Annotated in this window: 17 protein-coding genes; 14 read left to right on the forward strand and 3 right to left on the reverse strand. The window is 56.8% G+C overall.

Features of this window, described 5'->3' with window-relative positions; genetic code table 11:
- The first annotated feature begins 2 nt into the window (after positions 1-2).
- Both ACZ5AL_RS05845 and ACZ5AL_RS05850 read left to right on the forward strand, forming a co-directional pair.
- On the forward strand, positions 3-800 hold the full coding sequence (locus tag ACZ5AL_RS05845) for a TrmH family RNA methyltransferase (RefSeq protein WP_464512798.1): 798 nt from the start codon (positions 3-5) through the stop codon (positions 798-800).
- 161 nt (positions 801-961) lie between these two features.
- Entirely contained in the window at positions 962-2,182 is a 1,221-nt protein-coding gene (locus tag ACZ5AL_RS05850) for an alanine dehydrogenase (protein ID WP_464512800.1), read from the forward strand.
- Positions 2,183-2,217: 35 nt separating this feature from the next.
- Here ACZ5AL_RS05850 and ACZ5AL_RS05855 read toward each other — a convergent pair whose 3' ends face one another.
- Entirely contained in the window at positions 2,218-2,940 is a 723-nt protein-coding gene (locus ACZ5AL_RS05855; protein ID WP_464512801.1) for a polyprenol monophosphomannose synthase, read from the reverse strand.
- A gap of 254 nt (positions 2,941-3,194) precedes the next feature.
- Between ACZ5AL_RS05855 and pdhA the strand changes: the two genes are divergently transcribed.
- The 6 genes from pdhA (at position 3,195) to ACZ5AL_RS05885 (ending at position 8,643) form a co-directional block, all read left to right on the forward strand.
- Entirely contained in the window at positions 3,195-4,358 is a 1,164-nt protein-coding gene (pdhA, locus tag ACZ5AL_RS05860; protein WP_464512802.1) for a pyruvate dehydrogenase (acetyl-transferring) E1 component subunit alpha, read from the forward strand.
- 56 nt (positions 4,359-4,414) lie between these two features.
- On the forward strand, positions 4,415-5,401 hold the full coding sequence (locus ACZ5AL_RS05865; protein WP_464512804.1) for a pyruvate dehydrogenase complex E1 component subunit beta: 987 nt from the start codon (positions 4,415-4,417) through the stop codon (positions 5,399-5,401).
- Positions 5,402-5,474: 73 nt separating this feature from the next.
- Positions 5,475-6,824, forward strand: coding sequence for a pyruvate dehydrogenase complex dihydrolipoamide acetyltransferase (locus ACZ5AL_RS05870; protein WP_464512805.1), 1,350 nt, complete (start codon positions 5,475-5,477; stop codon positions 6,822-6,824).
- A gap of 103 nt (positions 6,825-6,927) precedes the next feature.
- On the forward strand, positions 6,928-7,329 hold the full coding sequence (locus ACZ5AL_RS05875) for a NotI family restriction endonuclease (RefSeq protein ID WP_464512806.1): 402 nt from the start codon (positions 6,928-6,930) through the stop codon (positions 7,327-7,329).
- 7 nt (positions 7,330-7,336) lie between these two features.
- The gene (locus ACZ5AL_RS05880; RefSeq protein ID WP_464512808.1) at positions 7,337-7,759 is read left to right on the forward strand and encodes a NotI family restriction endonuclease; all 423 of its coding nucleotides are present in this window, start codon (positions 7,337-7,339) and stop codon (positions 7,757-7,759) included.
- Positions 7,760-7,761: 2 nt separating this feature from the next.
- Positions 7,762-8,643 carry a DNA adenine methylase gene (locus tag ACZ5AL_RS05885; RefSeq protein ID WP_464512809.1) on the forward strand — a complete coding sequence of 294 codons (882 nt, stop codon included), beginning with the start codon at positions 7,762-7,764 and terminating at the stop codon, positions 8,641-8,643.
- Between the two features lie 21 nt (positions 8,644-8,664).
- Here ACZ5AL_RS05885 and ACZ5AL_RS05890 read toward each other — a convergent pair whose 3' ends face one another.
- Positions 8,665-9,003: a tRNA-binding protein gene (locus tag ACZ5AL_RS05890; RefSeq protein ID WP_464512810.1), complete on the reverse strand. Its 339-nt coding sequence runs from the start codon at positions 9,001-9,003 to the stop codon at positions 8,665-8,667.
- Positions 9,004-9,399: 396 nt separating this feature from the next.
- Here ACZ5AL_RS05890 and ACZ5AL_RS05895 point away from each other — a divergent pair, with 396 nt between their 5' ends.
- Positions 9,400-10,233 (forward strand): metallophosphoesterase family protein, encoded by an 834-nt coding sequence (locus tag ACZ5AL_RS05895; protein ID WP_464512812.1) that lies wholly within the window; start codon positions 9,400-9,402, stop codon positions 10,231-10,233.
- Between the two features lie 71 nt (positions 10,234-10,304).
- On the opposite strand, the gene pckA is transcribed toward ACZ5AL_RS05895, so the two are convergent.
- Positions 10,305-11,900, reverse strand: a complete 1,596-nt coding sequence (gene pckA / locus ACZ5AL_RS05900; protein ID WP_464512813.1) for a phosphoenolpyruvate carboxykinase (ATP) — start codon at positions 11,898-11,900, stop codon at positions 10,305-10,307.
- A 699-nt stretch (positions 11,901-12,599) separates the two neighbouring features.
- Here pckA and ACZ5AL_RS05905 point away from each other — a divergent pair.
- The 5 genes from ACZ5AL_RS05905 to ACZ5AL_RS05925 all read left to right on the forward strand — a co-directional run bounded on the left by ACZ5AL_RS05905 (position 12,600) and on the right by ACZ5AL_RS05925 (position 23,306).
- Complete coding sequence (locus tag ACZ5AL_RS05905; RefSeq protein WP_464512814.1) at positions 12,600-15,920, forward strand: TonB-dependent receptor; 3,321 nt, start codon at positions 12,600-12,602, stop codon at positions 15,918-15,920.
- Between the two features lie 110 nt (positions 15,921-16,030).
- Complete coding sequence (locus tag ACZ5AL_RS05910; RefSeq protein WP_464512816.1) at positions 16,031-17,044, forward strand: choice-of-anchor J domain-containing protein; 1,014 nt, start codon at positions 16,031-16,033, stop codon at positions 17,042-17,044.
- 827 nt (positions 17,045-17,871) lie between these two features.
- Entirely contained in the window at positions 17,872-19,875 is a 2,004-nt protein-coding gene (locus ACZ5AL_RS05915) for a methyltransferase domain-containing protein (RefSeq protein WP_464512817.1), read from the forward strand.
- A 181-nt stretch (positions 19,876-20,056) separates the two neighbouring features.
- Positions 20,057-22,345 (forward strand): glycosyltransferase family 4 protein, encoded by a 2,289-nt coding sequence (locus ACZ5AL_RS05920; protein WP_464512818.1) that lies wholly within the window; start codon positions 20,057-20,059, stop codon positions 22,343-22,345.
- Complete coding sequence (locus ACZ5AL_RS05925; protein ID WP_464512819.1) at positions 22,326-23,306, forward strand: glycoside hydrolase family 130 protein; 981 nt, start codon at positions 22,326-22,328, stop codon at positions 23,304-23,306. The genes ACZ5AL_RS05920 and ACZ5AL_RS05925 overlap by 20 nt, the downstream gene beginning before the upstream one ends.
- Positions 23,307-23,379 lie beyond the last annotated feature (73 nt).

Consider the following 23,379-nt stretch of genomic DNA (forward strand, 5'->3'; position numbering starts at 1 on the left):
TTATGTCTGATGCCCCTCAACCGCTTTCAAATCGTGCGGCTTCCACCATTAAACGGCTGCAGCACCGTCGAAATCGGACGCGGGCGGGGCTTAGCGTGCTCACGGGATGGCGCTCGGTGGAATCGGCAGTGCAGGGGGGCGCAGAGTTGGCTTACGTTGTGGCTACGCCCGATGAGTGGGCGCGCCCCGACTTGCAGCAGTTGTTAGAACCATATCCGGATGTTACGCGCTACAGCGCCGAGCCCGATGCATTGAACGCGGTGGCTCCGGTAGCAACCGTACAAGGCGTGCTGGCGACCGTGCGCATCCCGCCGTTGTCTGCAGATACGGTGTGGACCGAGGCGCGCACGGCGCTCGTCCTTGATGGCGTGCAAGATCCGGGCAATGTAGGTACGCTCATCCGCACAGCAGCGTGGTTTGGTCTGGATGCCGTGATAGCGGGGCCGGGAACGGCTGGGCTTTTCCATCCGGCTGTGCTACGCGCTGGGATGGGGGGACATTGGGATCTGACGCTGGCTCGCCACGATGCTCTGCCCGATGCCATCACAGAAGCGCGCCGGGCTGGGTTTACGTGCTATGGGGCCGACCTTGCAGGCACACCGGTCCAATACTGGCACCCCGTGCATCCATCGTTGCTCGTGATAGGGAGCGAAGCCCACGGATTGAGTCCGGCGCTTCTGAACGCGCTCGATGAACCGGTGTCGATCAGTGGGGCCGATGATCGTGGGGCCACCGAATCGCTCAACGCTGCCGTGGCGGCGGGTATCGTTATGCACCGGTGGAGCGTGGGCGCTTCGTAATGGAAGACATACCGCGCCCTTGCAACGCTTCGCTGAATGCAGGGATGCAACTCGGTTTTTTTCTTTGTATACTGCAAGGTTGTACCGCTAATGTGTACTGCTGATGTACACAGCGTTGCCTTTCGTATGCCTTCTCGCTTAGCTGTCTACCCCTCCGACACATGGAAATATCGTCGTTACAAAGCCTGTCGCGTGAGCATGGCCTCATGACGATGGAGCAGCCGCTCCAAAAACGCGATGCCGATGATCGATTGCGCATCGGCGTTCCCCGTGAGGTCGCCAACGAAGAGCGCCGCGTAGCACTGGCGCCCAGCGGCGTTGCAGCGCTCGTTGCCGATGGACACGAGGTGTTTATCGAAGAACAAGCCGGTGCACAGGCGCACTTTCGCGATGATGAGTATGCCGAGGTGGGGGGGCAGGTGCTCGATAGTGCCGGCGACGTGTATGGACGGAGCGATCTGATCGTGAAAGTGGGGCCCCCAAACAATGAGGAACTCGACCTGCTGCAGGAGAAGCAGGTGCTGATTTCGGCGCTGAACCTGGGCGGTACCACGCCCGAGTTTCTACATCACCTGAAGCGCCTGCGCGTGACGGCCATTGGGTTCGAGTTCATCCGCGATCGCGATGGCACGTTTCCGTTGGTGCGCATGATGCACGAAATCACGGGCTCGATGGCCATTCAGGTCGCGGGGCGCTACCTCGAAAGCAACGAGGGCGGTAAAGGCGTGATGTTAGGGGGCATTTCGGGTGTGCCACCTGCAACAATCGTTATCATGGGGGCCGGCGTGGTGGGCGAATGGGCCGCTCGCACCGCCCTTGGCTATGGCGGACACGTCATTGTGCTCGATCAGGAGTTGGGGGCGTTGCGCTCCCTTGAGCACTACCTGGACCGGCGCATCACGACAGCAATGGCAAGCGATCAGTACTTGCGCCAGGCGGTGCGCTCTGCCGATGTGCTGATTGGCGCGATGATGTCGGACGGCCAGCGCTCGCCTCTTACGGTAACCGAAGATATGGTTGCTACCATGGCTCCAGGTGGTGTAATCGTAGATGCGGTAATGGATCAGGGCGGGTGCATTGAAACGAGCCGCCCCACCACACACTCAAATCCCACCTACCGCGAGCACGACATTATCCACTACTGCGTGCCCAACATGCCGTCGAACGTGGCCCGCACGGCCAGCTATGCGCTCACGCATGTGCTCGTGCCCTATCTGCTGCGTATTGGTGAGGTGGGGGCGATCAACGATGCGCTATGGAACGACGAGGGCCTTCGCAGCGGCACCTATGTGTACCGGCAACACCTTACGAAGAAAAGCCTGGCCACCCTCTTTGGGATGCCCTACCGCGATATCGAACTGCTTATTGCGTCTGGGATTTAGGGGTATCCTGGTTGAGGACACAGAGAGAGGCTGCGCTACAACCGTCCGATTAGGTCGCGCAGGCGCAGTTCCCACACTTTCCAGGCCGCCTCGCGCACAATGGCCTTACTCATCTTGGACTGCCCCTCGTTTCGTTCGGTAAAGATGACCGGAATTTCCTGGATGCGGAACCCGGCGCGCCAGGTGCGAAAGTGCATCTCCACCTGAAATGCGTACCCATTAGAGCGTACCCGGTCGAAGTCAAGATAGGCAGGCACGCGGCGATGGAAGCACTTAAAGCCGGCGGTCACGTCCTGGATCGGCATGCGGGTGATGGCGCGCGTATACATTCCAGCACCGTACGACAACACCAGGCGTGGAAGCGGCCAATCGATAACGCGTACCCCGTCGATATAGCGCGATCCGATCGCTAAATCGGTTTGATCGGCAGCCACCGGCTTGATGAGGCGCGGCAAGTCGTCGGGGTCGTGCGACAGGTCGGCATCCATTTCACAGATGCACGTATAGTCGTGCTCAAGCGCATATCGGAATCCATCTCGGTAGGCCGACCCAAGGCCTTGTTTGCCGCTGCGCTCCATCAGAAACACGCGATCGGGATGCTGCTGCTTGAGTTGCTTAACGTGCTGGGCCGTACCATCGGGCGATCCGTCATCAACCACCAGTACGTGTAGCCCTCCGGGTTGCGCCATCACCTGCTGTAACACCGTACCAATGGTAGCGGCTTCATTGTACGTAGGAATGATGACGAGCGTAGACACAGCGAACCGGTAGCAAATGAAAATAGACGCGTTCGGATGTTCGCTAAACGAGCAACAAAGCGAAAGCGGTTCCGTGCTAAAAACAAATCCATCGAAGCTGGAACCTGCACGAAAATAAGTGGGAGAGCCTGGTGATTCAAGCGATACGCTGAAACCGTGTGCCGTGGCCTTCCTTAAAAGGGCTGGTATTTCCGCCACCATTTTCGATGCGGAAACCACCGCTGTGTACATCCTTTGGCAGACAAACAAAACTTATGGCATCGAGCAAAGAGGTATCGAGCAGCCCCGACAAAGAATCAACCACCGGTGATGGGGGGGCCAGTGACACTCCGAAAGGCCCCTGGACCGAGCAATCCATCGACATCCCCGAGGGCGGGCTTAGTGAAGAGTATACGTTCAATACGTATCCGGCTGACGCCTACACTCACGAGGACATCGACGCGGATGCCGATGAACTCGTCGAAATGTTTCGCAGCATGACGCTGCAACGTCGCTTCGAGGAACGCTGCCGACAAATGTATCAGCAGCAAAAAATCTCGGGGTTCTTGCATCTGTACATCGGGCAGGAAGCGGTATCCACCGGGTCTGTACACGCCATTCGCTTGGGCGAAGACTCGGTCATTACCGCCTATCGTGACCACGGCATCGGGCTGGCTATGGGGATGGAGCCCGGACCGGCTATGGCCGAGTTGTTTGGGAAGGGCACGGGTTCATCGCGCGGAAAAGGCGGCTCCATGCACTTCTTTGACAATGAACAGCGCCTGTTTGGCGGGCACGGCATTGTGGGCGCTCATGTGCCGCTGGGAGCCGGAATCGCGTTTGCACATAAGTATCGCGGCGAAGATAACGTCTGCCTCTGCTTTCTTGGCGACGGTGCCGTGAATCAGGGTGCGTTTCATGAGGCGTTGAACCTCGCTTCGCTTTACGATCTGCCGCTGGTTACGATTATCGAGAACAACCAGTACGCAATGGGTACCGCTGTGGAACGCGCCTCGTCGGAGCCAGACTTGTTCAAGCAGGCCATGTCGTACGATATGCCTTCTTCGCTGGTCAGTGGCATGGACGTGTTCAGTGTGAAAAAGGCCGTGGAAGAGCACGCCGAGATGGCACGTAGCGGCCAGCCGTCGCTCATCGAAATCCGCACGTATCGCTACCAGGGCCATTCTATTAGCGACCCGGCTGCGTATCGCAAAGAAGGCGAGCTCGCCGACCGCAAGAGCGAGGATGCCATTGTGCGCTTGCAGCGCTACCTCACCGAAAACGGACTGGCCTCGTCGGATGAGCTTGACGCCATCGATGAAGAGCTCAAGCAAACCGTGCTCGATGCGATCGACTTTGCTGATGAAAGTGATTTCCCCGACGAGAGCGAGCTTTACGATCATGTGTATGCTCAGGACGATTACCGCTTCCTGAAGTAACGGACCTCGCTCTGCACCCTCCGCGACTCTTATTTATCGATTGACCAACTAACCTGATGGCTGAACTGCAATTACGTGAAGCGATTCGCGCGGCAATGACTGAAGAAATGCATCGCGACGAACGCGTCTTTCTCATGGGCGAAGAAGTGGCCGAGTACAACGGCGCATACAAAGTAAGCAAGGGCATGCTCGATGAGTTTGGCCCCGAGCGTGTTATCGACACCCCGATTAGTGAACTCGGGTTTGCCGGACTCGGCATTGGCGCTGCCATGAACGGCCTGCGTCCGATTATCGAGTTTATGACGTGGAATTTCTCGTTCGTGGCGTTTGATCAAGTTGTTAACAACGCAGCCAACATCCGCTATATGTCGGGCGGACAGTTTGGCAATCCCATCGTATTTCGCGGGCCGAACGGTGCCGCGGGCCAGCTTGCGGCCACGCACAGCAACTCGGTCGAGGCGATCTACGCCAACTTTCCAGGACTCAAGGTCATCTCCGTCTCAAACCCCGACGATGCAAAGGGGCTTCTCAAAAGCGCGGTGCGCGACGACGACCCGGTTCTCTTTCTCGAAAGCGAGCTGATGTACGGCATGAAGGGAGAGGTGTCGGATGAGGAGGACTATACGATTCCCATTGGTAAAGCCCGCGTTGCGCGCACTGGCAGCGATGTTACGATCGTCGCGCACAACAAGAGCTACTGGGTTGCCATGCAAGCCGCAGAGGCACTGGCTGAGCAAGGCTACGAGGCCGAAGTGATTGATCCGCGCACTATCAAGCCGCTTGACATCGAAACGATTGTAGAGTCGGTCGTGAAAACCAACCGGCTTGTGGTCGTTGACGAAAGCAATCCGTTTACCAGCTTTGCCAGCGAGGTGTCGCAGCAAGTACAAGAGCGCGCCTTCGACTACCTGGATGCGCCAGTAACTCGTGTCACCGCGGCGGATACACCGTCTCCATACGCGCCGAATCTGTACGAGGCCTACATGCCCAGCGCCGAGGAAACGGTGGAAGCCTGCCGCCAAGTGCTCTATGCCGACGCGTAAATGCCCTCGCGGTGCAATGCCGCGGCCCCTCTGTTATTGTTGATATTCACCCGCTTCACAGCTACCACAACTTATGGCTATCAAAATTGAAATGCCCAAACTCAGCGACACCATGGAGGAAGGGGTGCTTTCCGCCTGGCTCGTGGATGAGGGCGACACGGTTTCTGCTGGCGACATTCTCGCACAGGTCGAAACCGACAAGGCAACGATGGATCTGGAGGCTTTCGACGACGGCGTGTTGCTGGCCAAACTCATTGACGAGGGCGATGCCGTACCGATCGGCAACCTTATTGCGGTGATTGGCGAGGAGGGCGAAGACATTTCGGATCTGCTCGACGACAGCGCTTCGGAGGCTCCATCCGCTGAGGTTGACGAGCCGAAGGCCAGCGATGACACGGACTCCGCTGCGCCAGACACGGAAGCGACTCCTGAGTCTGCTCCTGTTTCTACGGGTGATGGTGAGTTGGTCGAGCGCACGCCCGAGCCCGTTCCTGCGCCTACCGATGCGCAGGGCGAACGCGTCAAAGCATCGCCCTTAGCGCGTCGCATCGCCCAGGAGCACGAGGTCAACCTAGCCAATGTATCCGGGTCGGGTCCGCACGGACGGGTTGTACGGAGTGATGTAGAAGCCGCGATCGAGCAGCGCGACGCAGCTCCAACGCCCGCTCCCGAGCCCGCAACGCAACCCACGGCTGCTGCGCCTGCCGAGTCGGTCAAGATCGACACGGACTACCAGACCGAGCCAATCTCGCAGATGCGTAAAGCCATCTCGCGTCGATTGGCGCAGAGCAAGTACACGGCTCCGCACTTCTACCTGACCATTGATGTGGCGATGGAGAAGGCTGCTGCGGTACGTGCCGAGCTGAACGAGTTGGCCGAAGCAAACGACCGCCCGCGCATCTCCTACAACGATCTGATCACGAAAGCCTCTGCGCTTGCGTGTGCAGACCATCCCTACGTAAACGCGTCGTATCACGCCGACGAGGGCGAAATCCGACTGTACGACGATGTGCATGTAGGTGTGGCTGTGGCCATCGACGAGGGACTCATTACGCCGGTCATTCGCAATGCCGATCAGAAGGGGCTGGCACAGATTGCTGAAGAGACAAAGACGCTTGCCCGAAAGGCTCGCGACCGCGAACTGCAGCCGGAGGAGTACGAAGGTGCAACCTTCACCACCAGCAATCTCGGCATGTTTGGGATTGAAGAGTTCACGGCTATTCTGAACCCGCCCAACGCCTGTATTCTGGCTATCGGTGGCATTCGTGATGAGCCGGTGGTCGAAGACGGCGAGGTCGTGCCCGGCAAGCGGATGAAGGTGACGCTCTCCTGCGACCACCGCGTCGTTGACGGTGCTGTGGGCGCGCAATTCCTGGATACGCTGCGCACCTACCTCGAAGAACCGATGACGATGCTGCTCTAAGTCCTTCGCTTCATTCCGATTGATGCGAAACGCCGTAGCCGGAGCGCGATGCCTGGCTGCGGCGTTTGTTGGTTGTTGGCTTTTCTAATCATCACCACAATCCATGCATACTGATAACCCGCTGGTTGAAGTTTTTGGGTATCCCATTGGTAACACGTCGGAAGAGGCCGTAGAGCATCGAGAAGGGAAGCTTTGCCCATTCAATAACAAGTCTCGGTACTGCACAAAAGACAAAAAAGATAATCCACTTGGTGCATGCAACGTGCATCAAGATGAGGAAGCCGTCATAACGTGTCCACAGCGGTTTACGGAAGACTGGAATATCATTAGAGATAGTGCAGCTTTTTTCTTTGAGAAAGGTGCAACGTACTGTCTTCTGCGTGAGTATCAGATGCGAGATGCAAAGGAGGATGTTGTTGGCAATGTTGACTTTGTACTTGCGCAGCTTGAAGACGATGAAATCGTCGCCTTTGGAGCTATAGAAGTCCAGTCGGCGTCCATTTGAGCACTACATGGCGAATTCCGAGCAAACCAAATACAATTGGCGCGCACACGTTTCGAAGCAGGGAGGCTATTACCCAACTCCAGATTGGCGTTCTTCTCACAAGCGTCCTTTTCGTCAAATCAATGCAAAGGGTACGCTGCTTGCCGAATTGAATAAGAAACAAGCGGTTGTTGTCCAGCAACCCTTTTACGATTCAATGCCAGACCTGACACCGACCCCCGCTCCCGAAGCCAATATGGCTTGGCTTATTTATGACCTTGTGCGTGAAGGTGAACGGTACCATCTTATAAATGTAGATACTATCTATACGCGTGTGAAACACACGTTGACCGATCTGCAGTATTTCGAAACGCCAGAGGATGATTCGAAGATACGTGCTGCACTTCAGCGAAAGCTGGATCGCGATGATGGCCCCATATTTACATTGTGATTATGCCTAAGACACTATTTGAAGACGTAGAGTATAAGCTGCCCAATGTAGCGAAAGTCCCGTTGTATAGCCCGTTTCGGTATCCTGGCGGAAAATCGCGATGGTACTTTTACGTCAAACAGTGGGTGCTGCAAACACAACCCTCAACGTTTGTTGAGCCGTTTGCAGGGGGAGCACATGCAGGGCTAGCGGTTGCCTTTGAAGAGTGGGCACATCGTATTGTTGAAGACATTGTGCTTGTTGAGCTAGATTCAAATGTAAGTGCTGTCTGGAAAACCATATTCAGCGACGAGGTTGAATGGCTTCTTGACCGTATTCGGTCTTTTGAAATGTCTCGATCTGCTGCTGAAGAAGCCATTGCAGCTAAGGAAGAGTCAGTGCGGGCTCGGGCTTTCGCAATGATTGTACACAACCGCGTGAGCCGAGGAGGTATCACTGCACCTGGCGCAGGATGGGTTAAGAAGGGCGAAAACGGTCAAGGCTTGAGTTCACGCTGGTATGCAAAGACGCTGGTAGAGCGTATTGAAACAATAGCAAAAGCTCGTGAGCGCATTACATTTATTTCTGGCGATGCCTTTGATGTGCTTCCAAGCTATTGCGATTCAGATACAGCGCTTTTTCTTGACCCTCCTTATCCCAAAGCAGGTGGACGTTTGTATAAGCATTCAGATATAAATCACGAACGTCTTTTTCAAATCGCTTCAGAAACCAACGGTCCCGTTTTACTCACCTACGACAACTCTGATCATGTGCAAGCGCTCGTAGACCAGTATGAGTTTGAATCAGAAGAGCTGACGGTGTCTACGACGCATCATACCCGCAAAACCGAGTTGATCATTGGGGAGGACCTAAACTGGTTGCGGTCTATGAATCCGAGCATATGATGGAGCCCTCCACTCTATACTCTACACCAACCGTGTGCCGTTGGGCACGTTGGCGTCGGGAGTAGCAAGGACGACGGCGTCGTTGGAACGGTGAAACCCCGTGACGAGGCACTCTGACATCATGGGCCCAATCTGCTTTGGGGGAAAGTTAACCACCCCAATAATCTGTTTACCTTGCAGGTCGTCTTTCGTATACAAATCCGTGATCTGTGCGCTGGATCGTAGCGTACCAACCTCAGGTCCAAAATTGATGGTCAGTTTATAGGCTGGCGTGTGGGCTTCTGGGAAGTCTTGCACATCCACAATAGTGCCTACCCGCATATCGACCTGCTCAAAGTCGCTCCACGTAAGCGTATCCATGGGTGTTGGTATAGTGTGGTGTCACAAGTCAGTCTTTAGTGAACATATATACCCTCTAACGTACCGAGAAAAACTCACACCCTTGTCATTGCGAGCGCAGCGGCGCAATCTCATGCTATCAGGCCGGATACAGCTGCCCAATCAACGGCATGAGATCGCACCCCAGAGTACTCGTTCGCTAGCGCTCACAGCGCCACGTCGGTCGCAAGCTCCCTCCTCGCGATGACAATGTTGGACCATAACATTCAGGTGTGACAGGGCACTCGGCTAGTTTTATGGATGTCTATGAGTGAAAGTACGCTGTAGCAGTGTTGTTCTGTGGTACTGAACCGTAGCTGGCTGTCACCGTCTGACTATGCCGATGCATCTATCAATTGCTTTGTACACGATCTGCGTATGTCTTCCGTGTCGTATACCATTGCTCATTGCTCGGATATCCACTTTGGCAAAATTGCTCATGCCGATGTAGTACCGGCCCTGATTGATGACATCAATGCGCACGATGTGGATATTGTGGCGGTGAGTGGCGATTTGACACAGCGGGCACGCACTGGCGAATTTCAGGCTGCGCTGGCCATGATGCAGCGCTTCGATGCGCCTACGCTGGTGGTCCCGGGCAATCACGATGTGCACCCATGGTGGCGTCCTGTGCGACGCCTGCTGAATCCGCTCTCAAAGTACAAGCAACTGGTTAGCGACGATCTTACGCCCACCGTTACAACCTCTGATGTCGCGATGCTGGGGCTTGCGTCAGCGCATGGGGCGACAATTAAGAGCGGACGGCTTACCGAAGAGGCACTGGCCACGATGCAGTCGTTTTTTGCAAGGCATGATCAGGCCTTCCGGATTTTGGTAGTACATCACCATTTCACCACGCTCTCGAAGCTAGGGGCGCACGATATTGTGCGTGACGCGCCGCGCATCCTTCAGGCGGCAGGGCAGGCGAAAATCGATCTGATGCTCTGTGGCCATTTGCATATCTCGCATGTGGAGCCTGTTGAGATTGCACCGGGTCCGCACCGCCTTGTGGTGGCCAGTGCAGGCACTGCTACGAGCAGTCGCGGACGCAAATCGAACCGTGGGGCCAATCTCTACAACATAATACGCATCACCGACGCAGAGTTTTTGATTGAAGAGCGCCGGTATCTTTCCAAAGAAGAACGGTTTGAACGCGATCGACAGACGAGGTTCGAACGTCTACACCACAGGCAGTCTGCCCCCAACACGTAACGGGAGGACCTGCTTGCGCACGTCCTCCCGTCGGAATACCCGTAATATCCCCTTGGATCTGAACGGGTTTGCTATGCTGGAGCCAAGGCGTTATTCATGTCCAGATCGACGTAATCGACGTACTTTTCGAAGTTGTCGGCAAACATATCTGCGAGCTTACGGGCTTGCGCATCGAATGCTTCGGGGTCGTCCCACGTCTCGCGAGGCTGTAATACCTTGCTGGGTACGCCCGGTACAGCGGTGGGGACATGCATGCCAAACACCGGATCGGGGGTGGTGGGCACCTCATCCAGACGGTTTTCAAGGATAGCATTGACCATCGCACGGGTATGGGCCAGGTCAATGCGTTCTCCAGTGCCGTACGGCCCGCCAGTTAATCCGGTGTTGATGAGCCAGCACTGGGCACCGTGCGTCTCGATTTTTTCGTGCAACAACTCGGCGTACTCGGTCGGATGCCGCACCATAAACGGCTCTCCAAAGCAGGTGCTGAATGTGGCTTTAGGCGCGCTCACTCCACGTTCCGTCCCTGCCACTTTTGCGGTATACCCCGATAGAAAGTGAAAGGCCGTCTGTTCAGGAGTTAGCTTAGAGACAGGCGGCAGCACGCCAAACGCATCGTAGGTTAGGAAGATCACGTGATCGGGGTGCCCCCCTTGTCCCGTCTCCGACGCATTGGGGATATAGTCGATGGGATACGACCCCCGCGTATTTTTCGTGATGGCGTCGTCCGTAAAGTCAGGAGTACGCGTGTCCTCGTCTACGATCACGTTTTCGAGGATGGTGCCAAAGCGTTTTGTGGTGTTGTAGATCTCCGGCTCGCCCGTGGGCGATAGATCAATCATTTTGGCATAGCACCCGCCCTCGAAATTGAACACGCCATCCGTACTCCATCCGTGCTCATCGTCACCGATGAGTGTACGGTTGGCATCGGCCGAAAGGGTTGTTTTGCCGGTACCAGAAAGCCCAAAGAACACAGCGGTAGTACCGTCGTCGCGTTCGTTAGCCGAGCAATGCATAGGAAGTACATCTTCCTCGGGAAGCATGTAGTTCAGCACCGAGAAAATCGACTTCTTAATTTCTCCGGCGTAGTGGGTTCCTCCAATAAGCACCAACTCTTTGGCCATGCTTACAAAAATAGCCGCTTCCGAGTTTGTATTGTCGCGCTGCGGATTGGCCTTAAACGTGCAGAGATCGAGAACGGTAAAGCCCGGCTCGAAGTCTTCTCCGCCTCGGTCGGGGCGGCGCACGAACATATTGTACGCAAAGAGGCTATGCCACGCTTTCTCGGTGATGATGCGTACCGGCATGCTGTATGCTCTATCGGCTCCGGCATGCAGATCTTGTACAAACAGTGTTTTGCCACGAGCGTGATCGGCAAAGCGTGTTTGAAGATGATCGAACGTGTCGGCGTCGGTAGGCCGGTTTACGTCGCCCCAGTTAATGGTGTCCTTGTTAGAGGCATCGCGTACGAGAAAGCGATCGTGCGGACTCCGGCCCGTGTACGGATCGGTCCGTGTGACGAGCGGCCCCTGATCGGCCAGGAATCCTTCATCGCGTGCCAGTGCATGCTCGTAGAGTTCAGGGGGGGTCAGGTTGTAGTACACCTCACCCACCTCTGTCAGGCCCAGACGACGGAGGTGGGTGGTTACGGAATCGGGAAGACTCATGATGAAGCGGGAATCGCTTGGAAAGAAGTCGAAGGCGTGTGCATCGACTAAAAAAGCGCTTCCAAGACACTTTTGCGACTTGCTGTGTAAAGATAGAGTGAATATGCGTTGCCTCTGCGTTGCATTTGCTGTGAACATTAAATGCGTACGGGCAAACAGGAGCAAAGACGCCACTGGTACAGAATCAGATGTACATGATACCATGCGCATCGAGTGGGAGAAGCGTGCAGCGGATGTGAACTTCGATGCAGCGGACATTGGAACGGTTAGCTTTTTATTTAGCTGTCAAGGGTGACAATTCGCTAAAACACAAAAGTCAGAAGCAAAAGTTGTCTGTTATCAAATGTTAATGCATATGATCTTTATTGCCTTCTGTCTTGCAGGCGCCTATCATGAATAACGCAGACTTCCCGGCATGGACTTCATAACAAGGATGAGTACGTTAATTCAGGCTATTGCTTTAGCTCGAACACAGCGTACAAGACCCCTCAAGGTGGAGCACATCCGGGAAAACTGCACATGTGTTTAACACGTGTAACCATCGGCGAGTCCCCTTTTTGTGTCAATGGTATTGGAGGCAGTCCATAAACGCCTCGGTACGTTATGAGGCGCTTGCAATACGGCGCTCCATACACATGGCTGGGGGGAGATACAGTGAGCCGGTTTGATCAATATCTTCCGAACACGATGTGCACTCCCATGAACCCTTTGAGATCGTTACTCTTTTTATTACTTGGCAGTGCGTTGTTGCTCGGCGCAGCTGACGTCCAGGCACAGACCACACGGGCGGCCTTGTCCGGAACCGTGGTAGACGAAAACGACGAGCCCCTTCCCGGAGCAAACGTAGTGGCTGTACACGAGCCCTCCGGAACGCAGTACGGGGCGTCGACACGCGCCAATGGGCAATTTAATCTACAAGGACTGCGTGTTGGTGGGCCGTACACGGTCACCGTTTCATTTGTTGGCTACCAGTCGATTGAAGAGACAGGCATCACGCTGTCGCTCAACGAGCGGCGGGAAATCGACTTTGCGTTGCAGCCTGCTTCTGATGAACTCGACGAAGTGCTGGTCCGAGGCGACCGAGCCGTCAGTTCAGTCATTGATCGCAGCCGAACGGGCGCACGCACCAACGTAACCTCCGAAACTATCGACCGGCTTCCGAGCATCGACCGGAGCCTGGCCGACTTGGCACGCCTTACTCCGCAAGCTGCAGGAGGCGGAAGCAGTAGCATTGGCGGCCGTAACAACCGTTTCAATGCCATCCAAGTGGATGGTGGTACGCTCGACGATGTGTTTGGCCTATCGGGTACAGGCGCGCCCGGTGGACAAGCCGGCGCCCAACCGATTTCGCTGGATGCGATCGAAGAGTTTAACGTCGATATTGCTCCCTTCGATGTCCGCCAAAACGGATTCACCGGAGGACGCATTAACGCCATTACGAAGAGCGGAACCAACACCTTCGAAGGAAGCCTTCGCTATCTTGGGCGCAATCAATCCTTTATCGGCGACCTTGACGGTCAAAGCGTAGAAGAGGACTTTAGCGAACAATACTTTATTGGGACACTCGGAGGGCCGATTATTGAAGATCGGCTCTTTTTCTTTGTGTCGGCTGAGTTTGTGCGTGAAGATAGCCCGCTCGAAACGCAGGTTGGCCCAAACATTGATGGAGCCAACGTCTTCCGCGAAGATCCGCAAACCCTGCTGGATATTCGCAACATTGCGCAAGATACGTACGGCTATGATCCCGGTGGCTTCGAGCCGTTGAGCGACCGCACTGACAACAACAAGGTCCTCGCGAAAATCGACTGGAATATCAACTCAGGCAACCGTCTGTCGGTGCGTCATAACTGGGTTGATGCCTCCGATGACTCGGGCATTGGCCGTAGCGGGGGGACATTTTCCCTCGAAAACCGCCGATGGATCTTCAACAGTGTCCAAAACTCTACCTCTGCTGAGCTCACTTCGCAGTTTGGGAATAATGCGTATAACGAAGCGCGCTTGGTGTACACCCGCATCCGTGACTCGCGTGACGTAGGTTCAGAGCCGTTCCCGGAAACCCGGATTACGCTGCCCAGCAATCGGAATGTAGATATGGGCATTAACCGGTTTAGCCAGGCGAACCAGCTCGACCAAGATATTCTGGAGCTAACCAACGACTTCTTCTTTACGCGCGGCGATCATAGCATCACCGTAGGCGCACGTGGCGAAGTCTTTCAATTCCGGAATGTCTTCATTCGCGACTTCTATGGATCCTATCAGTTTGAAGGATTTGAGATTGGCGATACGGAGGTAACGGCGCTTGAGGCCTTTGAGCGCGGCCAACCGCTCTCGTTTGAGCATAGCTTTGCGCGCAACCCCGATGGTACCTTTGCCGAAGACGATGCTTTGCGCGCTGCCGAGTTTACCGGTGTGCAAGCAGGTCTCTACGTGCAAGATGAGTGGGACGTGACCAACGACCTGCGTCTTACGATCGGACTGCGTGCCGATGTGCCGCTCCTGCCCGAAGATCCCACACGTAACGAAGATGTGGAAGAAACCTTCCCTGACTTCCGCACCGATGAAGTGCCAGGTGGGTTGAGCAACATCCTGTGGGCACCACGTTTAGGCTTTAACTACACCAATGATCTGGTTTTTGATGGACTTGAAACCCAGATTCGCGGTGGAGCCGGTATGTTCAGTGGACGTCCGCCGTTTGTGTGGATCTCCAACCAGTATAGCAACACCGGAGTCGAGTTTGCCCGCATCAACCAAAACATCGACCCCGAAGAGGTTTATGTGGATGACGATGGCAACTACGACCCCACGGTAGGAAGCTGCTTCCCCGGTACCGGTGACCCGGCCGACCAGCCGAAGCCCGGTGGCGATTGCCTAAACCGAATCGATGGCTTTGCGCCGGAGGGAACCTCTGAAATCAACCTCACTGCAACCGATTTCCGGTATCCCCAAACGCTGCGGACCAACGTTGGGATTGATCAAGAACTTCCGTTCTTTGGCCTCACTGCTACGTTTGAAGGCATCTACTCCAACTCGTTGAATGATGTCGCGTACCGCGATATCAACCAGCAAGTAGTGGACGAAAGCGCCTACGGACGTCCGGTGTACGGCGAAGCTGGACGCTTTGGCACCCCCGATCGTATTGACGATCGATTCACGAACGTGTTGGTCCTTGACAATACCAACCAAGGGTACGAGTACAGCTTCACCGGTCAGTTGCAGCGCAATGCGCGCGAAGGCCTGAGCGGCTCGGTTTCGTACACGTACAGCCAGGCCAAGACGACCAACGCAGCTACGTCGAGCCAGGCGGTGTCGAACTGGCGCTTCAACCCCAGCACCGACATCAACAATCCCGAGCTCGGCACCTCTGACTTTGAGGTGCGTCACCGCGCGTTGGCGACGCTCAACTACCGCATCCCGTGGAGTGAGCGTTCAGCAACAACCTTCGGTATCTTCTGGGAAGGCCGCTCAGGGTCGCCCTTCAGCTGGATTTACCTCGGCGATGCAGGGGCTGACGGTACCAACAACGATCTGGTGTTTGTGCCGGCCCAGGAAGACGATATCTTCCTGACCAGCGATAACTGGGAACTGATGGATGCCTTCATTGCGGGCGAAGATGGCCTGAATGATTTCCGTGGTGGCGTCGTTGATGTAAACTCCAGCCGCGATCCGTTTCAAAACCGGTTTGACCTTAACGTGCGCCAAGAGGTCATGACGTTTGGCAATCAGCGCGTTGAGATTCAGGCCACTGTTGAGAACTTCCTCAACATGATCAACGACGATTGGGGACGCATCCGCTTCTCTAGCTTCAATGATCAGATTGCATGGGAGTTTGAGGGCTACGTGCAGGAAAGCGACGTAGGCTCCGAAATCAACGGCCGTCTGGTGCGTGCCGATGATGTTGGCAAAGACATTGTCAGCTTCGAAGAGCAAACCGCGCAGAACAAGCTGCGCGACGAGTTCTTTGGCACGTCCGATACCGCATCACGCTGGCAGCTGCAGTTGGGCGTTCGCTACGTCTTTTAAGCTGCGCCTTGTCTGTCTTTAACCGGGAGCCGTTGAGGCTCCCGGTTAAGACAGAGAAGCAACACGGATTATGATCAAGATTTTGTACTAAAACACTGACTATCATGTATTTGAGACAGTTATCCGTTTCAGCATTGGCGCTCGTAGCGGCCATTTTCATGCTGGCAGCCTGCGATGACAGTAGCGTAGACCCGGCGTTTGATACCGGACCGCAAACCACAACCATCGAGTTTGAAAGCTCTTCGCTGGCGAGTGGACGCGGCGGTACGGTAGACATCGACATTGTAATCAATAACCCACAAGGTGAGGAGGTTACCGCTGAGGTGCTCTATGCCAATGGCATCAGCGAGACGAGCGCAAACGAATTTGTGCTTGGATCCGCCGTTGGGGGTGATCCCGAAGACGGAGAAGAGGCCAATGGGTATGTAGCAGGTACCGTCACCTTTCCAGCCAGCGCCGATGATGGCGACATCCAAACATTTGAATTGGAGCTTGTTGAGGACTCGGGCGTCGAAGAACAGCTCGATGCCGTGTTCACGCTCCAAAATATTCAAGGGGCCGGTCTTGGTAGCACCGATCTTTTCACGCTTTCTCTTGGCTCGGTGACACTCTTCGAGGAAGACTTCTCCGATGAAAGCCTCGATCCGTTCGACGTGGTTGATGTTTCCAGCGGCGGTGATAGCTGGAGCCTTGGTACGTTTGAAGACGACGACAATGACCCGCCGTACGCCGAAGCAAACGGCTTTGGAGAAAATGACCCGTCTGACACGTGGCTGATCTCTCCGGCACTTGATTTCACCGGGTCGATTGGGCAAACACTTTCGTTCACCACGGCCAAAAACTTCGATGACGAAGGTGTTGAGCAAGGGCTGCTCGTGAAAGTCTCAACCGACTACGACGGGAGCGGCGATCCGAGCGACTTTGAGTGGACGGACGTTACCGATCGGGCCGATGCGTATTCCGACAGTGGATACGAAGTCGTGCCATCAGGATCGCTTGACATTGGCGACGAAGCCTTTCAGAGCGACACCGTATACGTTGCGTTTCAGTACATCAGCAGCGGTACAGGCCCTGGATCCACCGAGGCCTGGCAAGTAGACGACATTCTGGTGCGCGGTCAGTAAAATCGCGTGCTTCTCATTTCGTCTGAACATACGACCGCCTCTTCCCAATCATTGGGAAGGGGCGGTTTTTTGTATGCTTCGGATACCAGGAAACGAACTTCTGGAGCGCGTGAAGATGAGATTTTGGCTCTTGCGCCCCAATACAGTTTCTTCCGGTCGAGCTGACGTTGATCACCTCGATACATCACCTCGATACATCACCTCGATACATCATCGTCTTGACGTCTCCTCACGGTTGTCTGTCGTGGATCAGGAATGTGCCTACTACTGCCGTCAAATGGCGGAATTGTCGTCGAGACGGCGTAAACTGTTTGCGCGCATTAGAGGCCGTAGACCGCATCGTTCCGTTCTACGGCACAGCCGCTACGAAGGCGGGTCGGATACTGGAATAGCGATCGTTTCCTCTATGAGAATCACAACACGGAATCCAAAAGAGGGGCCAGAAGACACCAAATATAGACGGCTGTTCTGCCGCCCCTTGTCGTTATTCGTTGCTATGTGATAAGCGGCCCATCAAGAAAACTCACTGCTGAAAGCCCGCTGTTGAATGATGCATGGTCGTTGCCCATCATTCCCTACATGGTCCAATATCTCCAAGCAGTATGCCTCGACAAGCGACCATTGGCTCACCTTTGCTCCGAGAGAAGGGACGTGTCCTGCTGCCGTTAGGGGAAGACATTGCGTTTCTGAACGCAGCGGTGGCCCGGGCGCTTTCGGTCGGAAGGCGCGGTCTACGTGACTAACGCCGACGACATTCCCGATAGCATTCCCATGGCCGCTCTCCTTCAGTGTTCGTCGGAACCAGCGAAAATTGACGCCCCAGAAATATGAGCAGTACCCGCAACTTGGAACAAAGAGCCGCACTCGGCCCGGTCGCCACGCTTGCTGACCACGTTCCGCCGGAATGGTGGCAGGACCTCTTCGACGAAACCTACCTTTTGACGGACGGCGACGTGCTCAGTCCGTCGATCACCCAGTACGAAGTGGATGTCTATGTCGAACAAGCGAATCTAACGCCTGAGGACCGAATTCTGGACCTCTGCTGCGGTCAGGGGCGCCACACACTTGAGCTCGCTCGCCGCGCGTTCAACCAAATCCGGGGCATTGACCAGTCGGGGTTCCTCATTAACACGGCTCGCCAAGCGGCGCAACAGCAGAACCCGAGCGTGTCGTTTGATGAGGGAGACGCCCGAGCCCTTCCGTATGAAGACCACACGTTCGATGTCGTTCTCCTGCTCGGAAACAGTTTTGGCTACTTCGATGCTGCATGCGACGATCAGGCCGTGCTGCAAGAAGTGCGTCGCGTTTTGACGCCGGGCGGCCGCGTGCTGCTCGACCTTACTGATGGAGACTACACGCGCAAGGCGTTTCGCGCTCAATCGTGGGAGTGGGCCAGCGACCAGCACCTCGTGTGTCGCGAGCGAGAGTTGGCTGACGGCGGGACCCGTCTGGTCGCCCGTGAAATCATCACCGACGTCGAGCAGGGGGGTCAGGCCGACCAATTCTATGCCGAACGGCTGTACGGACGTCGGGAGATTAGTGCGCTTCTTCGCCACACTGGCTTCGAAGCTCCGGAATTTTCACGTCTGGAGGGCCGGTCCGAACGAAACCAGGATCTCGGCATGATGGCCCACCGGTTCGTCGCAACGGCGAAACTCCCGGTCAAGATTCCATCCAAGCCGATGAGTCGCCGTAATGGCACTCCGACGAACGGGCGACAGGATGCTGTTGCCGAATCGTCGCTGTCTTTCTCTGTTGATCAGTCGCCGGTAGGGATTCTCGACATGTCCCTTCCCCGATACGTGGCTGTCGTTCTCGGCGACCCGAGGCGACCGGACGAGACCAAGTTGGGCGGCACCTTTGGTGAAGAAGACTACGAGGTCCTCGACAGACTTCACGACGCATTGCGCCAACTCCCAGGATATGTGTTTATCTACTTCAACGATCATGATTCGTTGATCGAGGATTTGCGCACGTACGGGGATGCCGTCGATCTTGTGTTCAATCTCTGCGATGAGGGACTTCGAAACCAGCCGTGTCAGGAACTTCATGTGCCCGCTCTGCTGGAGTCGTTCGACATCCCCTACACTGGAGCGGGGCCGGGGTGTCTTGCGCACTGTTACGATAAGTCTCTGGTTCGAGGCGTCGCTACCGAAATGGGCATCCCGGTTGCAAACGGATATGTCCTCCGCTCCGGCGCAGACGTGCCGGTCCCGCTCCCGATCTCGTATCCGGTGATTGTTAAACCAAACGCGGCGGATAACAGTGCCGGGATGACGCGAGACTGCATCGCTTACAATCGAAGCGAGCTTCGACGGGCCATCCAATCTGTGCGCGAGCACGTAGGCCCGGACGAGGATCTGCTCGTCGAAGCGTTCCTAACCGGGGCCGACCTGACGTACGGGATGATCGGTAACCCGTCCATGGATCTTCGAGCGTTTCCCATTACCGAGGACGACTATAGCCGACTTCCTGACGGCCTGCCCCGGTTTTGTGGGTTTGAAGCAAAACGAGATCCTGACTCTCCCTACTGGACCGAGGTCGAGCCCATTCCCGCCGACCTTCCAGACGAGACGCGTGACCGGATACAGCAAGACAGCCACCTTCTCTTCAAACGACTCGGATGCCGGGACTATGCCCGCTTCGACTGGCGCCTGGACGGCGACGGCACCCCGCACCTTCTGGAGGTCAATCCCAATCCGGGATGGTCTTGGGACAGCCATCTTGTGGAGGCGGCTGCGTTTGACGGAACGCCTTACCCGCAGGTCCTGAACGAAATCTTAGATGCAGCGCATCGCCGCCTCGCCCATTCGGTCAACCGGACTGGGTGATTTCAGCTCCCTGAGGGTGCTCCTACAATCTCCGGGGGGGGGCGACGTGTGCCAGGTGCTTCCTCAGAGGTGAGAGAACGGGTTCGTACGAACACGTGCGTCCCCGACATTTCAAACCGTAATTCCCGCCCGTATTCGACCCCGACCGCAGAAGCGTGTCCATCCAGACTTTCTCGACGCTATGAAACGAGCAATATTTACATCGACGTATCCGCCCCGGAAATGCGGGATTGGAACGTTTACAAACCACCTGCGCGAGGGCCTCCTTCAGCAAGATGGGTGGGGGGCAAACGTGATCGCGATGGAGGGGGGAGCCCCCGTCGAGTCCTACCCTGGAGAGGTAACGGGCACCATTCAGCGTGATGAGTGTCCGGACTACGTGGCTGCCGCCGAGCGGGTCAATGTAAGCGGTGCGGCTCTTGTCAGCGTGCAGCACGAGTTCGGCATTTTCGGGGGACCGGAAGGTCTCTACCTGATCGAGTTCCTCGCCCGGCTTGAGATTCCGGTCGTGACGACTCTTCACACAGTGCTTCCGGAGCCGTCGCTTCCGTACCACCGGGCGCTTCGTGCCGTGGCCCACCAGTCGGACCATCTGGTCGTTATTACAGAGGCTGCCCGTCGGCTTCTCAATGACGTGTACGGGGTAGATCCCGCAACCGTCATGGTCATTCCCCACGGCGTGCCCGACGTGCCATTTGAACCGTTGGCGTCGCAAAAAGAGGCGCTTGGATTCTCCGGACGGACTGTCCTACTCACGTTCGGTCTTCTCAACCCCGGCAAGGGTATCGAGTTCATGCTAAACGCCTTGCCGACCATCGTGCGCGATCATCCGGAGGTCCTCTACGTGGTGCTCGGGGCCACACACCCGGAGGTGCGGCGGCAATATGGGGAGGTCTATCGGGAGGGCCTCAAGAAGCAAGTGGAGGCCCTCGGTCTGACCAGTCACGTCCAGTTTGTAAATCGGTTTGTGAGCCAGGCGGAGCTCCTCCAGTACCTCCATGCCTGCGACGTATACGCCACGCCGTACCCGGGCCGCGATCAGGTGTCGAGTGGGACCCTTGCCTACGCCCTCGGGGCGGGTACGGCTATCGTGTCCACACCGTACCTCTATGCCGAGGAGATGCTGGCTGGTGGCGCCGGCCGGCTGGTGCCTTACGGCGACACCGAGACGCTGACGTCGACCCTACGGACCCTCGTCGCCGACGAAGAGGAGCGGGCGCTCTTGAGCCGGCGAGCCTATGAGGTCGGACAGTCGATGACATGGCCGAAGGTGGGCCGACGCTACGCCGATCTGTTCGACGTGGTCATGGCGAAGGGACGCTCGGTCGAGGCGCGTCCGCAACGCCCGGCCCTGCCAACGATTTCGCTTGACCACTTGGTGGATCTGACCGACGAGACGGGCCTCTTTCAGCACGCCCCCTTCGGAGTCCCCGACCGGCGCCACGGCTACTGTACCGACGACGTGGGCCGGGCGCTCGTTGTGGTGCTTCGGCACTACCATGATACAAACGACCGTTCGGTGCTTCCGATTGTGCGGACGTACCTCAGCTTCCTTCAGCATGCGCAACGCGACGACGGGTCGTTCCGCAACTTCATGAGCTACGATCGTCAGTTTGTAGACGAGACTCCGAGCGAGGACACGATCGGCCGCGCGTTATGGGGGCTGGGCGCAGCGACTGCATGGGCACCGACGCCCGCTCTGCGCCAGATCGCCCGTCAGATGATAGAGCGTGCACGCTCCGCGGATCTTCGCTACCCTCATGCTCTTGCTTACGGGATCTGCGGGCTCGCCCTCTACCTCCGGAGCCACGGTGGGGCCTCGCAGTCCCGCGGCCGTCTTACAGGGTGGGCCGAGCAACTTGCCGAGCACTACCGCGCGGCCCGAGGCCCAGGGTGGCCCTGGTTTCACGATGCACTCACCTACGGTAATGCCCTTTTGCCGCTCGCAATGTTGGAGGCTCATCTCGCCACCGGTCGCCCCGAGTTCCTGGAGATTGGAAAAGAAACGCTCGACTTCGTTCTGGAGGTGACCTTCTGCGCGGATGGATACTTTGACTTTGTGGGCAGTGCGGGCTGGTATCCGCGCGATGGGTCCCCAGCCCGTTTCGCGCAGCAGTCCATCGAGGCCGGCTATACGGCGGAGGCCTGTGCTGTGGCCTTTAAGGTGACGGGCGTGAAACGATACCACGACTACATGCGGGCCGCGGCTGACTGGTTCAGCGGCCGTAACCGGCTGGGCACCGCGCTCTACGACCCGACAACGGGTGCCTGCAGCGACGGACTGGAACTCTATGGGGCCAGCTTCAACCAGGGGGCCGAGTCGGTCATTGCGTGTCTCATCGGTCTTCAGGCCGCAGGGGCTTCACGCCTAACCGACCGGTCCCTTGCCTTGCCTCCCCAAGCGCGCGACACACGCTATCATACCCCACCCCGATCTACCCAAACCGACCATGGTCCAATACGAACCTGAATTTCGCCTCCAGCAGGAAGTAACTGAGCTTTTCCGTCGCTCGGAGCACAATCCGATTCTTACGGCGGGCCATTGGCCCTATCCGTGTAACAGCGTCTTCAACCCGGCCGCCGTCCAGTTGGACACCGGTGAGACGCTCCTCCTCGTGCGGGTGGAGGACCTACGAGGCTTCTCGCACCTGACGGCGGCTCGCAGTGCTGACGGCATGACCGACTGGCATATCGACGAGGCGCCGACTCTTCTCCCGGATCCGGTGAATCGCCCCGAAGAACTATGGGGCCTGGAGGATCCACGAGCGGTGTGGGTCGAGGAGCTCGGCACGTACGTTGTTACGTACACAGCCTTCTCCGAAGACGGGCCGCTCGTGGCGATGGCCCAAACCACCGACTTCGTCCAGTTCCACTGCCAGGGATCGGTCATGCCGCCGGAAGACAAGAACGCAGCCCTGTTCCCGCGTCGCATCGACGGACGGTGGCTGCTTTTGCATCGTCCAGCCTCGGCCTACGCCTCGAACCGTCCGCACATCTGGGCCAGCCGGTCGAATGATCTTGAGTATTGGAGCGATCCACGGCCCCTGTTGGGCGCGCGGGACGGGGGGTGGTGGGACCATGCTCGTATCGGCATTGCTGCCCCTCCGCTGGAGACGCCCGAGGGATGGCTGCTCTTCTACCACGGGGTGCGCGATACCGTCGCGGGCAGCATCTATCGGGTTGGACTCGCGCTGCTGGACCTAGACGACCCGTTCCGAGTCATTCGGCGGAGCGGCCCTTGGCTCCTGAGTCCTACTGCCCCCTATGAGCGGGAGGGGGACGTGCCCAACGTGGTCTTTCCCTGCGGTGCAATTCACGACGTGGGCGACGACCGGCTGCGCCTCTACTACGGGGCCGCCGATACGTTTGTAGCGCTGGCAACGTGCTCGATGGCCGACCTCCTGCTCTGGCTGAAGGAACACGAGGCGTAGCAAAATCACTTCGGGCTTATGATTTAAGCGGTTCGAGGGCTTCCATTGTTGATATCCATCCATCGAAATGCAG

Source organism: Natronotalea proteinilytica, assembly GCF_055379935.1.

Bases quoted from the DNA above. Each gene is read 5' to 3' on its own strand.
- ACZ5AL_RS05865 (WP_464512804.1), top strand. From the start codon at position 4,415: ATGGCTGAACTGCAATTACGTGAAGCGATTCGCGCGGCAATGACTGAA.
- ACZ5AL_RS05905 (WP_464512814.1), top strand. From the start codon at position 12,600: ATGAACCCTTTGAGATCGTTACTCTTTTTATTACTTGGCAGTGCGTTG.
- pdhA (WP_464512802.1), top strand. From the start codon at position 3,195: ATGGCATCGAGCAAAGAGGTATCGAGCAGCCCCGACAAAGAATCAACC.
- ACZ5AL_RS05845 (WP_464512798.1), top strand. From the start codon at position 3: ATGTCTGATGCCCCTCAACCGCTTTCAAATCGTGCGGCTTCCACCATT.
- ACZ5AL_RS05875 (WP_464512806.1), top strand. From the start codon at position 6,928: ATGCATACTGATAACCCGCTGGTTGAAGTTTTTGGGTATCCCATTGGT.
- ACZ5AL_RS05895 (WP_464512812.1), top strand. From the start codon at position 9,400: ATGTCTTCCGTGTCGTATACCATTGCTCATTGCTCGGATATCCACTTT.
- ACZ5AL_RS05890 (WP_464512810.1), bottom strand. From the start codon at position 9,003: ATGGATACGCTTACGTGGAGCGACTTTGAGCAGGTCGATATGCGGGTA.
- ACZ5AL_RS05915 (WP_464512817.1), top strand. From the start codon at position 17,872: ATGAGCAGTACCCGCAACTTGGAACAAAGAGCCGCACTCGGCCCGGTC.
- ACZ5AL_RS05850 (WP_464512800.1), top strand. From the start codon at position 962: ATGGAAATATCGTCGTTACAAAGCCTGTCGCGTGAGCATGGCCTCATG.
- ACZ5AL_RS05925 (WP_464512819.1), top strand. From the start codon at position 22,326: ATGGTCCAATACGAACCTGAATTTCGCCTCCAGCAGGAAGTAACTGAG.
- pckA (WP_464512813.1), bottom strand. From the start codon at position 11,900: ATGAGTCTTCCCGATTCCGTAACCACCCACCTCCGTCGTCTGGGCCTG.
- ACZ5AL_RS05880 (WP_464512808.1), top strand. From the start codon at position 7,337: ATGGCGAATTCCGAGCAAACCAAATACAATTGGCGCGCACACGTTTCG.
- ACZ5AL_RS05870 (WP_464512805.1), top strand. From the start codon at position 5,475: ATGGCTATCAAAATTGAAATGCCCAAACTCAGCGACACCATGGAGGAA.
- ACZ5AL_RS05885 (WP_464512809.1), top strand. From the start codon at position 7,762: ATGCCTAAGACACTATTTGAAGACGTAGAGTATAAGCTGCCCAATGTA.
- ACZ5AL_RS05920 (WP_464512818.1), top strand. From the start codon at position 20,057: ATGAAACGAGCAATATTTACATCGACGTATCCGCCCCGGAAATGCGGG.